General features: G+C 72.0%; 8 protein-coding genes and 2 pseudogenes. 8 read left to right on the top strand and 2 right to left on the bottom strand.

The window, feature by feature from the left end:
- Positions 1 to 126: 126 nt before the first annotated feature.
- A pseudogene (locus OTB19_RS00955) lies at positions 127 to 330 on the top strand (EamA family transporter); the annotation flags it as partial.
- Between the two features lie 48 nt (positions 331 to 378).
- Here OTB19_RS00955 and OTB19_RS00950 read toward each other — a convergent pair.
- A complete protein-coding gene (locus tag OTB19_RS00950; protein WP_267795980.1) occupies positions 379 to 1,242 on the bottom strand; it encodes an ABC transporter permease subunit in 864 nt (287 codons plus the stop codon).
- Positions 1,242 to 2,159 carry an ATP-binding cassette domain-containing protein gene (locus OTB19_RS00945; protein ID WP_267795979.1) on the bottom strand — a complete coding sequence of 306 codons (918 nt, stop codon included), beginning with the start codon at positions 2,157 to 2,159 and terminating at the stop codon, positions 1,242 to 1,244. Before OTB19_RS00945 ends, OTB19_RS00950 begins: the two co-directional genes overlap by 1 nt.
- Before the next feature lie 204 nt (positions 2,160 to 2,363).
- On the opposite strand from OTB19_RS00945, the gene OTB19_RS00940 reads away from it, so the two are divergent.
- The 7 genes and pseudogenes from OTB19_RS00940 to OTB19_RS00910 all read left to right on the top strand — a co-directional run bounded on the left by OTB19_RS00940 (position 2,364) and on the right by OTB19_RS00910 (position 11,962).
- The gene (locus OTB19_RS00940; RefSeq protein WP_267795978.1) at positions 2,364 to 3,536 is read left to right on the top strand and encodes a sensor histidine kinase; all 1,173 of its coding nucleotides are present in this window, start codon (positions 2,364 to 2,366) and stop codon (positions 3,534 to 3,536) included.
- Positions 3,533 to 4,195: a response regulator gene (locus OTB19_RS00935; protein WP_267795977.1), complete on the top strand. Its 663-nt coding sequence runs from the start codon at positions 3,533 to 3,535 to the stop codon at positions 4,193 to 4,195. The genes OTB19_RS00940 and OTB19_RS00935 overlap by 4 nt, the downstream gene beginning before the upstream one ends.
- Before the next feature lie 486 nt (positions 4,196 to 4,681).
- Positions 4,682 to 7,121: pseudogene (locus OTB19_RS00930) on the top strand (discoidin domain-containing protein); the annotation flags it as partial.
- A 750-nt stretch (positions 7,122 to 7,871) separates the two neighbouring features.
- Positions 7,872 to 8,924 carry a mechanosensitive ion channel family protein gene (locus tag OTB19_RS00925; protein ID WP_267795976.1) on the top strand — a complete coding sequence of 351 codons (1,053 nt, stop codon included), beginning with the start codon at positions 7,872 to 7,874 and terminating at the stop codon, positions 8,922 to 8,924.
- Between the two features lie 171 nt (positions 8,925 to 9,095).
- The gene (locus OTB19_RS00920) at positions 9,096 to 9,443 is read left to right on the top strand and encodes an STAS domain-containing protein (RefSeq protein ID WP_267795975.1); all 348 of its coding nucleotides are present in this window, start codon (positions 9,096 to 9,098) and stop codon (positions 9,441 to 9,443) included.
- A gap of 154 nt (positions 9,444 to 9,597) precedes the next feature.
- Positions 9,598 to 10,971, top strand: a complete 1,374-nt coding sequence (locus OTB19_RS00915) for an FAD-dependent oxidoreductase (RefSeq protein ID WP_267795974.1) — start codon at positions 9,598 to 9,600, stop codon at positions 10,969 to 10,971.
- A gap of 163 nt (positions 10,972 to 11,134) precedes the next feature.
- Positions 11,135 to 11,962, top strand: a complete 828-nt coding sequence (locus OTB19_RS00910; RefSeq protein WP_267795973.1) for an SDR family oxidoreductase — start codon at positions 11,135 to 11,137, stop codon at positions 11,960 to 11,962.
- Positions 11,963 to 12,120: the final 158 nt, after the last annotated feature.

Genomic DNA, 12,120 nt, shown 5'->3' with positions numbered 1-12,120 from the left:
ATCCTCAAGGAATCCGAGGGACTTGTGGAGCGCCCGTTGCGTTGAGAGGCGCACGGCGGGTGCGGGAAGCGGTCCGGAGAAACGGACCGGCCGAAAGGCCGGAACCGCGCTCCGGGCCGACTTCACGCTCGGATGCCGGCCGGAAAGCTGGGCTCCACGACCTACGCCGTTCCGGCCGTCGTGGTCCTGCTGAGCTGGGTGTTCCTGGGCGAGGTCCCCGCATGGCTGACCCTGCTCGGCGGAGTGCTGTGCCTGGCCGGCGTGGGGGTGGCCCGGAGCCGTCCCCGCACCGCGACGCCCACCGAGACCGAGGTGCGCGCCGCCGCGTAGGCACCGGCAGGACGCGATCCACCGGGGGGAGACCCGACGCCGGCTCCTTCAGACGTCGCGGCGCCGTACGACGACCACCGCGAGCACGACCGCGATCAGCGGCCAGAGCACGTACACGGTCCACGATCCGGCGACGGTCGCGGCGTGGTCCAGGGACGAGGAGTCCGGCTCCCAGCTCTGGACCAGACGCCGCCAGGCGCTGGAGGGCATCGCGTGGTTGACGGCCGCGGACCAGCGCTCGCTCTGCGAGAAGACCGGCGGCAGCATCAGCAGCGTGAAGACGCCGACGACCATGGTGGCGACACCGTGCCGGATCAGCGCACCGATCCCCAGGCCGACCAGCGCGCAGACGGGGGCCAACAGGGCGGACGCGACCAGCGCCCGGGCCACGCCGGGATGGGTGAACGGGACTCCGGCATGCCGCCCGTCCAGGACGGCCTGGGACACCAGGAACGAACCGGTGGAGACGACCGCGCCGGCCACGCTCCACAGCGCGGCCGTGACGACCGCCTTGGCCACCACCACCGCACCGCGGGCGGGCACGGCCACGGTGGTCGTTCGGATCAGTCCGCTTCCGTACTCGCTCACGACGCTGAGGGCGCCGAGGGCGGCCGCCACCACCATCAACGGCCAGTAGCCCGGGGGCGGATAGGCGACGAAGGAGAGGAAGCCGCGGTTCCCGGTGGGATTCGGGCCGGAGTCTTCGAGGTTGCCGACCTCCGCCAGCGCCGCCGCCGCGGCGGACCCGATGACGAACACGAGGGTGAGGGCGAGCGCCCACCAGGTCGACCGCAGCGACCGCGTCTTGATCCACTCGGAGGCGACCAGATCACGGAATCGGGCGGGCGACTCGACGGCGGACGCGGTCGCGAGCACCGGGGCAGGTGGGGGCGCGGGGGCGTACGCGGTCATCAGGACGTTCCTCCCGGGTATTCGACGCTGTCGGCGGTGAGTTCCATGAACGCCTGCTCCAGGGAGGCGGTACGGGTGGTCAACTCGGTGAGCGGGATGCGGTGTTCGCAGGCGAGCGCCCCGATCCGGTCGGCCGGCAACCCGGTCACGGCGATCCTCTCGGTGGCCGCCGTACCGTCCGGCTCGACGTCGGCTCCTGCCGCGGCCAGTACCGCCGTCAGCTCGGCGGCCTGCGGTGTGCCCACCACGACGCCGAGACGGGCGCTGCGCGCCGCGAACTCCCGGAGCGATTCGGCGGCGATGAGCCGGCCCCGGCCGATGACGACGAGTTCGTCCGCGGTGTTCTCCATCTCCGACATCAGGTGGCTGGAGAGGAAGACCGTGCGCCCCTCGGCCGCGAGTCGCCGAAACAGACGGCGTGCCCAGAGCACGCCCTCCGGGTCCATGCCGTTGATCGGCTCGTCGAACATCAACACGGGCGGATCGCCGAGCAGGGCGGCGGCGATGCCGAGCCGCTGCTTCATGCCCAGCGAGAACCCGCCGACGCGGCGCGTCGCGGCCCCGGCCAACCCCACCTCCCGCAGCACCTCGTCCACCCGCCTCGACGCGATGCCGTTGCTCCGGGCCAGGGCGGACAGATGGGCCGCCGCGCTGCGTCCGCCATGGACCTGACCGGCATCGAGGAGGGCCCCGACATGGCGCAGCCCCCGAGCGTGACGCCGGAAGGGGACGCCACCGACGGTGGCGGTGCCACCGTCGGGCGAGTCCAGGCCCAGGATCATCCGCAAGGTGGTGCTCTTGCCCGAGCCGTTGGGCCCGAGGAAGCCGGTGACGCGGCCCGGCCGCACGGTGAAGGGCAGATGGTCGACGGCCGTCCTGCCGCCGTAGTGCTTGGAGAGTTCGTTGACTTCGATCACGAGGACAACCCTTCCGGGACGTCCCCGCCCGCGCATGGGGCCGCGGGAGACAATCGCGCCGCCGGGTTCGCCCCGGGGCGTACGTCCCCGGGCCGATGTCGGACGGCCGACCGCCGGCTACTCTCGCGGCATGGACGCCACACCCGTCACCCCGTCACCCGCGCACCGCGCCGGCCGTCGACTCCCCGTCGGGTGGGCGCGCCGATGACGACGACGAAGGCCATGGCCTGGGTGGGTGGCGTCCTGTACGTGCTCGTGCCCGGACTGCTCGTGGGGAGCGCGCCGAGGGCTTCGGGCACCTTCCACGCCATCGGATCGCTGCTCGCCGCGAGCCTGCTCGTCGGTGTGGTCCGCCGGAGCCCGGTGGTCGCGCTGGCCATGACCTGCCTCGGAGCCACCGCCGCAGTGGTCTTGCCCGACTCCTCCCGAACGGTCCAGGAGGGCTCCTTCCAGGGTGAGTTCCTTTCGTTCCTCGCGACGGATCTCATTCTGGGCCTGATCGTGGCCACCTGCGGGCGACGTGTGTCGATCACTGCCGCGACCGGCACCTTCCTCGTTCAGTTCCTCGTGATCGGCGGCTTCTCGAACGGGAACACACTGGCCGTCAACGGGGCGATCGCCCTCCTCGCCCTCCTCGCATCCTGCATGGCGGGCCTGTTGGTCCGCGAGCGGCGGGAGCACGCGACGGCGCTCCGATCGCAGGAGGTGGCGGAGGCGGTGACCGCCGAACGCCTGCGGATCGCCCGGGAACTGCACGACATGGTCGCGCACAGCATCGGCATCATCGCCATCCAGGCCGGGGTGGGATCCCGCGTCATCCGGACCCAACCGGAAGAGGCCGCCGAAGCGTTGCGGGCCATCGAAACCACCAGCAGGGAGACCCTGTCGGGCCTTCGGCGCACCCTGGTGGCACTGCGCCGGACCGACCCGGGTGCGGCCGGCTCGGGCCCGACATCCCTCGGACCCGCCCCGGGCCTGGACGACCTGGACAGGCTGGCCGAGGCCACTGCGGACGCGGGAGTCCGCGTCGACCTGCGACGCACCGGGCTGCGGCGCCCACTGCCGACGGACATCGACCTGTCGGCCTACCGTATCGTCCAGGAGGCGCTGACCAACGTGGTCCGCCATGCGGGCACCGGGCAGTGCAGGGTGAGCATCGATCACGGGGAAGGGGAACTGTCGGTGGAGGTCGTCGACGACGGGCGGGGCGCCACCGCGACCGGCCCGGGCCACGGTTTCGGCATCGTCGGCATGCGGGAACGAGTCGCCCTCCTGCACGGCCGGCTCAGCGTCGGCCCCCGCCCCGAGGGCGGCTTCCGGGTGGCGGCCCGACTGCCCCTGCCCGAACCCGTCGGCGTTGCGGTGGAGGCCCGATGACCATCCGCATCGTGCTCGCGGACGACCAGCCCCTGGTGCGGGCCGGACTGCGCGTCCTCATGGCCGACCACCCCGACCTGGAGGTCGTCGGTGAGGCGGGCACCGGCTCCGAAGCGGTCCGACTGGTCGGTGAGATCAGCCCCGACATCGTGGTGATGGACATCCGGATGCCCGGCATGGACGGGATCGAGGCCACCCGGCTGATCACGGCAGGCCCGACGACGACCCGCGTTCTCGTCCTGACCACCTTCGACGAGGACGACCACGTCCACGGTGCGCTCCGGGCCGGAGCGAGCGGCTTCGTGGTCAAGGACATGGCCCTGGACGACATCCTCGCGGCGATTCGGGTGGTCGCCGCCGGCGACGCGCTCATCGCCCCGGGTGTGACACGGCGCCTGATCGCGGACTTCATCGGGCGCCCCGCACCGGCCCGGAGCCCCTCCGCCCGGCCGGTCGAGGGCATCACCGAGCGGGAACGGGAGGTGCTGACCCTGGTCGGACAGGGCCGGTCGAACACCGAGATCGCGGAGGAACTCTTCATCACGGTGGCCACCGCCAAGTCGCACGTGTCACGGCTGCTCACCAAACTGGGCGCCCGCGACCGGGTCCAACTGGTCATCACCGCCTACGAGACGGGTCTGGTCACCCTCCCGCGTTGAGCCGCCTCCCCGTGCAGGCATCGCCCGCGGGGAGACATCACGAGCGCACCGGTTGAGGCCATCGCCCCCGGTGCGCGGTCGGCGCGTCCGCCGGCGCCCCGCGTCCACCCCCACAACTGCCCCCGCGTCCGCTGCCGCCGCCACGCCCGCCGGTGCCCGCGCGTCGGGTCGACTCCCGGGCGCACCGCGCTCCTTCGTCGTTCCCGGCCACGCGGCCGTGCGGCCGGATCCGCGCGCAGCTCACGGCACCTGCTCCACCTCGGGCGAAGGAGCTGCTCAACCCCCGCCCATGTGAAGGCGTTGACAAAGTCGTCATCTGCTAGAAACCTGTGGCGCCATGACCGCATATTGCGGATCGGATCACTCAAAAATTCAAGAGTACTTCGCAAGTTCACGGCAGACCCGCGTGCCTGCCGGCGTCCCACGCTCGGCTCTCCGGCCCGGTGCATCGGCATCAGGGCCGTCCCCCGTGGAACAGAGGACAGCATGAGATGGATGCAAGGCGGCCTGCGCTTGCCGGCCGGCCTGGTCGTGGCGATGTTGATGGCCATCGGACTCCTGCCGGCCACGCTCGCCACCGCCGTCGGGCGGCCCCAATCTCGCCCTCGGCAAGCCGGTCACCGCGAGCGGAGCCCTCGGCGGATACGCGGCCTCCGCGGTCACGGACGGCAACCAGGGTTCGTACTGGGAGAGTCCCTCCACCCTCCCGCAGTGGCTGCAAGTGGACCTCGGGAGGAACGTCTCCGTCGATCAGGTGGTGCTGAAGCTGCCCGCTTCGTGGGAGACGCGCACCGAGACGCTGACCGTCCAGGGCAGCACCGACGGGAGCACCTTCAGCACCCTGTCGGCCTCGACCGGACGCGAGTTCAACCCGGCCCGGGCCGACACCGTGACCGTCGGCTTCACCGCCGCGACGGTGCGTCAGGTGCGGGTGGGCATCAGCGGCAACACCGGCCGGCCGGCCGCCCAGATATCCGAGTTCGAGGTCTACGCCACCGACGGAGGGGGCGATCCGGGTGACCCGGCAGACCCGGGCACCCCGACGACCGGCGTGAACCTGGCGAAGAGCAAGCCCATCGAGGCGTCCTCCACCACCCAGACGTACGTCGCGACCAATGCGAACGACGACAGTGTCACCAGCTATTGGGAAGCTGCCGGTCAGCAATCGACGCTGACCGTCAAGCTCGGCTCCGACGCCGACGTCACCGGGGTGGTCCTCAAACTGAACCCCGACCCCGCCTGGTCCACCCGGACCCAGAGCGTCGAGGTGCTGGGGCGCGAGAGGTCGAGACCGGCTTCACCTCGCTGCGGGCCCGCGCCGACCTCGTGTTCAGCCCCACCGGCAACCACAACACCGTGACGCTGCCCGTCACCGGGCGCCTCGCCGACGTCCAGCTGAAGTTCGCCGGCAACACCGGGGGCGGTGGCGGCCAGATCGCCGAGTTCCAGGTCATCGGCGCCCCCGCCCCGAACCCGGACCTCACCGTCACCGACCTGTCCTGGTCACCCGCCGCCCCCTCCGAGAGCGACGCCGTCACCGTGGGCGTCACGGTCCGCAACGCCGGCACGGTCGCCTCCGGCGCCACCACCGTGAACGTCAGCCTCGAAGGGGCGCCCGCCGGGAGCGCACCGGTCGGAGCGCTCGCCGCCGGAGCCTCGACGGCCGTTGCGGTCGCGGTCGGCAAACCCCCGATGGGCAGCCACACCGTCTCGGCCGTCGTCGGCCCCCGGACCCGACCTCGAAGCCCTCTCCATCTCCACTGACCCGGCGGACCCGGCCGTCGGCGCCCCGGTCTCGTTGACCGTGGCCGTACGCAACCGCGGCACGACGGGCGTGAGCGCGGGCACCGTCACCCGGCTGGTGGCGGGCACCACCACTCTGAACGGACCCACACCGGCGATCGCCGCCGGCGCGACCGTCAACGTGCCCGTCAACGGCACCTGGACGGCGGTCAGCGGCGGCGCCACGATCGTGGTGCGCAACTCCGTCCCCGACGCCCCGAACGGCGGCGGCGCCGACGCCACCATCAGCCTCTACATCAACGGCACCTTCGCGCAGAAGCTCACCCTGTCCTCCAAGCACAGCTGGCTCTACGGCAGCACCGACAGCCCCGAGGGCCTCACCAACACTCCCGGTGGAGACGCCCGCAGGCTCTTCGACGAATCGCACGCGCTGCTCGCGAAGAGCCACCCGGCCGGCACCACCTTCCGCCTCCAGCGCGACGCCGACGACACGGTCTCGTACCACGTCATCGACCTGGTGGACCTGGAGCAGGTGGCGCCGCCGGCGGCCAAGCCGGCCGAGTGCACGTCGATCACCGAGTACGGTGCGATCGCGGGCGACGGCAACGACGACACGGCCGCCATCCAGAAGGCCGTGACCGCCGACCAGGACGGGCAGATCGCCTGCGTCTGGATCCCGCAGGGCCAGTGGCGCCAGGAGCAGAAGATCCTCACCGACGACCCTCTGAACCGCGGCCAGTTCAACCAGGTGGGCATCAGCAACGTCTCCATCCGGGGCGCCGGCATGTGGTACTCCCAGCTCTACACACTGACGGCGCCGCAGGACGCGGGCGGCATCAACCACCCCCACGAGGGCAACTTCGGCTTCGACATCGACGACAACACGCAGATCTCCGACATCGCCATCTTCGGGTCGGGCACGATCCGCGGCGGCGACGGCAACGCCGAGGGCGGAGTGGGCCTCAACGGCCGCCTCGGCAAGAACACGAAGATCACCAACGTGTGGATCGAGCACGCCAACGTCGGAGTCTGGGTCGGCCGCGACTACGACAACATCCCCGCCCTGTGGGGACCGGGTGACGGCGTCCGGTTCAGCGGGATGCGCATCCGCGACATCTACGCCGACGGCATCAACTTCGCCAACGGCACCCGAGACGTGACCGTCTTCAGGTGCAGTCAGCGCCTGCGGAGCCGGTCGACGAGCCGCCTGGCCTGCGCCCGCTTGCGCGGATCGGCGGCGGCACGGCGGACGGACGCCTCCGCCCGGACACCCTGCGGGGTGCGACGGAATTCCTTCAACTTGGCGAGCAGACCGGCCATGGTTTCCCTCCCGGATACGGAACCTTTACCCGCGTCTGCCCCGACGCCGGTCGACGATGCGCGCGATCCGGGCCCGCTCACCCACCACCGCCACGGCATCCCCCTGCCGCCGGCATCGCCGACGTCATCGCGGCGCGCCCAACCGGTCCGGGCTCGGGTCCCTCTCGGCTTCCCGCTCCCCGTCCGCCCCAGCGTCCGGCGCCGTCGCGGTACGCGGGTCCCGGCCACCGTCGGCGCCACGTCGCGCTCGCGGGAACAGCGTCCACTCCGCGAACCACCACGTCCCCGCGACGACACAGGCCCAGAACAGTCCGGCCGCCACCGCCGCAGGCCACGGCGCCAGTTCACTCCACCTCTCCAGTCCGGTGAACCCCACCCAGGCGGTGAGGAACACAGCTGCCACTCGTACACGTCGATGCCGGAACATGCGGTGCCCCTACCCCACGCGCCCCACCGCACACAGGGGCCCGACCGGCGCTCTCCTCGTGGCCGGTTTCCGTGGCCTTTCCCGCGGACGATCTTCCTCGTCGTGCGGCCGGGCGCGGTTTGTCCTTCGCGCCGTCGGGCACGAGCGGCGGGGTCCGTCTCCTGCCGAGATCCGCTCTGAGGAGTTATGAACACCGTTCTGCGTCTACTGACCGTCCTGGGCGGCTCGATCGTGCTCACACTCACCGTGGGCTGGCTCACCGACCTGCTGTTGCGTCGCGCCGACGGGCGCCATCCGGAGACACCACTGTGGAACCGCCTGCGCCGTTGCCGGGTGTCCCTGCAGGTCTTCCTGCTGGCCGCCCTGCTCAAGGGGTCGTACCGGCAGATCGACTGGCAATTCGTGCGGGAACACGCGGGCGCCGTCAGCCAGGTGCTGTCCCTGATGCTGATCGGAGCCGGCGCGTGGTTCGTCGTCCACGTCACCTCCGCCGTGGTCGAGTCCTCGTACGCCCGCTACGCGACCGGCACCCGTGATCCCTCCCGGGTCCGCCGGGTACGGACCCAGGTCACCCTGATCATGAGGATCGTCACCGCGGTCGTCGCCGTGGTCGCGGCCGCCGCGATGCTGCTGACCTTCCCCGACTTCCGCGCCATCGGCACGTCCGTACTGGCCTCCGCCGGCATCATCGGCATCGTGGCGGGCGTCGCCGCCCAGTCCACCCTGGGCAATCTCTTCGCCGGCTTCCAGATCGCCTTCGGCGACATGGTGCGGATCGGCGACACGGTGGTCGTCGACGAGGAGTGGGGCGTGGTGGAGGAAGTGACCCTCACCTACCTGGCCGTGCGGACCTGGGACGAACGACGCATCACCATGCCGGTCTCCTACTTCACCAGCCGCCCGTTCGAGAACTGGTCGCGCGGTGGGATCCAGATGACGGGCGCGGTGTTCATCCACTGCGATCACGCCACGCCCTTCGCGCTGATGCGGGAGAAGCTGAAGGAGATCCTGGACGCCTGCGAGGAGTGGGACGGTCGCGGCTGGGACCTCGCCGTCACGGACACCACGGCCAGCACCGTCACGGTCCGGGCGATCGTCACGGCGAAGGACCCGGACGACCTGTGGACCACGCGCTGCGCGGTACGCGAGCAGCTCGTCGCCTGGCTGGCCGAGAAGCACCCCTACGCCCTGCCCCGCATCGCCACGTCCCCCGCCGCGGAGGCCTCCGGCGACCACTGACATCAGGGCGGGTGGTTGAACACGCATGCATGTCGAGGGGTCGGTGGGGCAGACGGTTCGTCGGGGGCGAACCGGTGTCCCCACCGGACGCTGACGCATTTTCAACGTGTTCCCGCCCTGGTCACAGGGCATTTGATGGTTACCGTCAAGAGTGCCCGAAGGGGGCTGCCCGTGCCTATCACCCATGATTTCGACAACGGCGTGCTGGTCATCCGTCTCAACGAAGACCTGGACATCAGCAACCGCGGTGTGGCGCTCTGGGAGCTGGAGGCCCTTCTGCGCGGGTACCGGCCGCGGCACCTCGTCATGGTGGTCGCGGCCCCGCACATCGGCCCGGCGGTGCTGAGCACCGTGTTGCGGGCCGAACGCCGGTGCCAGGAGCTGGGCGCCACCCTGAGCGTGGTGGCCCCCGAGCGCGAGGCGCAGCGGCAGCTCCGCTCCCACCACAAGCCGCACGTGTACGAGACGATCGCGCAGGCCGTCGCGGCCGAGGAAAGCGCCGGCACGGCGGCGGCCTGACACCCCGACAACTCCCCGTCCTCGTGCGCGGGGCCACCATGTGACGGAGCGCCCTGCCCGGCCCGGCCGAGCAGGGCGCTCCGCCGTGCCGGTGTTCGAGTGGAGATCATCAAGCAGTAGGCTCGCCCCGCAACACGACGCGAAGGGGAGCTCAGTGGCGCGGGTTGCGGTGATCGGTGGGGGCATCGGCGGTTTGGGGGCGGCGCTCATGCTCGGGCGGCGGGGCCATGCGGTCACGTTGTTCGAACAGGACGCGCGGCAGGCCGGAGAGGACCCGGACCGGGACTTCTTCCACTGGAACAGACCCCGCGTCCCCCAGGCCGTCCAGCCCCACTCCTTCCTCGCGCCCGTACGCACCGTGTTGCGGGCCGAGGCCCCCGACGTCCACGCGGACCTGCTGGCACGCGGAGCCGGGGAGTACCACGACTTCGACTGGTTCGGCGAGCACCCGCCGTACCGGGCCGGCGACGAGGACCTGGTGACCCTGCGCACCCGCCGCATCGTGCTGGAGGCCGCCCTGACCGCGGCCGTGCTGCGGGAGGACACCGTGGAGGTGCGGCGCGGCTGCCGGGTGTCCGGGCTCGCCGTCGAGGAGGGCGGGCCGCCCCGGGTCACCGGGGTGCGGCAGGGAACGCGGACGTACGCGGCGGATCTCGTAGTCGACGCGTCCGGCCGCCGCTCGCCGGTCCCCGCCTGGCTGGTCGCGGCCGGCTGCCGGCCACCCGTGGTCGACAGCCACCGCACCGGCCTCGCCTACCTGTGCCGCTGGTACCGGCTGCGTCCCGACGGCCCGCGCGACCCCGGGCGGGTGAAGACCGGCTCGGCCTCGCCGTTCGCGCTTGCCGGCGTCTTCCCTTCCGACAACGACACCTTCGCGGTGCACCTGGTGCTCTCCACGGGTGACCCGACCCGCGGCGCGCTCACCGACCCCGCCGTGTTCGAGGCCGCCGCCCGCCGCTTCCCCGCCACCGCCGCCTGGCTCGACCTGGACCCCGAACCGCAGTCGGCCGTCCTGGCGATGGCCGGCCTGGACAACCGCTGGACGGCCCTCGTCGACGATGAGGGTCCCGTCGTCACCGGCCTGGTCAACGTCGGGGACAGTCTCATGCACACCAACCCCACCCTGGGGCACGGAGTGGCCCTCGGCCTGGGCGCCGCTCAACACCTCGCCACCCATGCCGACCTGATCGCCGCGGACCCCGCCCACCACCACACCTGGACGGCGCGGACCCTGCGCCCGTGGTTCGACGCGCAGGTCGCGGCCGACCGCGCCAACGAACAACGCCTCACCGAGAGCGCGCCGGCCACGGATCGGCGGGCTGCGGCCGTGGCGGCCTGCGCCTTCGACGATCCCGTCGTCATGAGGGCCCGGGCCCGGGTCCGTCACCTCCTGCAACCGGCCCAGGAGGCCTACGGCACCGACGAGGTGGACCGACACGTGACCTCCTGGCTGGACGCCCACCCGGAGTTCTCGCCGGAGCACGACGGCCCGACCCGGGACCAGTGGGACGCACTCATCCCGGCCTGAGCCCCCGCCACCCCCCCACGCCCGTCGAGGAGGGGCGCGACGGCGGGGGCGCACGCGCCGTCGCCTGCGCCTCACGCGCTCCCGCACGCCGCTCACAAGGGCTGTTTGCGGGGCGCCCGGCTCGGCGACCATGGCGCCCTGTACGCACTTCGAAGGGGGAACGATGGGGCGTCGTTGGCTGGTGACGGGATGTTCGTCGGGGCTCGGGCGGGCGTTGGCCACGGCTGCCGCGCGGGCCGGCGATCAGGTCGCGGTGACCGCCCGCAAACTCGCCTCCCTGGAGGACCTCGTCCAGGCCTGGCCCGGACAGATCACCCCGATCGCGATGGAGTTGCGTGACGCGCACCAGTGCGAGGAGGCCGTCCGGACCGCCGCGGACCGCATGGGCGGGATCGAGGTCCTGGTCAACAACGCGGGCAGCGGCCTCTTCGGCACGGTCGAGGAGGTCTCCGACGCCGAGCTCCGGGACCAGATCGAGACCCTGCTCGTCGGCCCCTGGCGCCTCGCCCGCCTGGTCCTGCCGTCGATGCGCGCCCAGGGCGGCGGACACATCGTCAACATCTCCTCGCTCGCGGGCCGCATGGCCTTCCCCGGTCTCGCCTCGTACGTCGCGGGCAAGCACGCGCTGGAGGGCATGTGCCAGGCCCTGGCCGCCGAGGTGGCCCCGTTCGGGGTGCGGGTGACGGCCGTCGAGCCCGGCGTCTTCGCCACCCGGTACGGGTCGGCCCTCGCGGAGGCGGCCCACCGTCTCCCGGAATACGCGGAGGCGACCGGCGAGATGCTCGGTGGATTCCGGGCCATGGAGGACAACGAGGAGTACGGGCGGCCGGAGGACTTCGCGGACGGCGTGCTCGCGATCGTCGCCTCCGACGCGCCCACCCCCCTGCGGGTCCCGATCGGGGAGGACGCCTACGCCTACCTGGAGGCCGTCGAGGAGGCGGCCCGCGAGGAGTTCGCGGCGGCCCGCGCCCTCGCCCGACCGCAGGTCTGACCCGACCGACCTGCACCCCTTCGCCGCCCGGCCCCGCCCCTTCCTCGGGCGGGCGCCGGGCGGCCTTCGTGTGCCGTGCGGGGCCCGCCGTCCGGTCACAGAGTGGTCGAGACCACTTGTCTCGCCCGTGAAAGTCGTTCTAGCCTCCTCCCAGTTGT

Origin of the sequence: Streptomyces sp. H27-H5 (assembly GCF_026627505.1) — a bacterium.
GTDB lineage: Bacteria > Actinomycetota > Actinomycetes > Streptomycetales > Streptomycetaceae > Streptomyces.
Note: the sequence above shows the minus strand (reverse complement) of the source record. Positions and strands in the feature narration are given on the sequence as shown.

Excerpts from the sequence above, each read along its gene's own strand:
- OTB19_RS00950 (WP_267795980.1), bottom strand. The coding sequence starts at position 1,242 with ATGACCGCGTACGCCCCCGCGCCCCCACCTGCCCCGGTGCTCGCGACC.
- OTB19_RS00940 (WP_267795978.1), top strand. The coding sequence starts at position 2,364 with ATGACGACGACGAAGGCCATGGCCTGGGTGGGTGGCGTCCTGTACGTG.
- OTB19_RS00935 (WP_267795977.1), top strand. The coding sequence starts at position 3,533 with ATGACCATCCGCATCGTGCTCGCGGACGACCAGCCCCTGGTGCGGGCC.
- OTB19_RS00925 (WP_267795976.1), top strand. The coding sequence starts at position 7,872 with ATGAACACCGTTCTGCGTCTACTGACCGTCCTGGGCGGCTCGATCGTG.
- OTB19_RS00910 (WP_267795973.1), top strand. The coding sequence starts at position 11,135 with ATGGGGCGTCGTTGGCTGGTGACGGGATGTTCGTCGGGGCTCGGGCGG.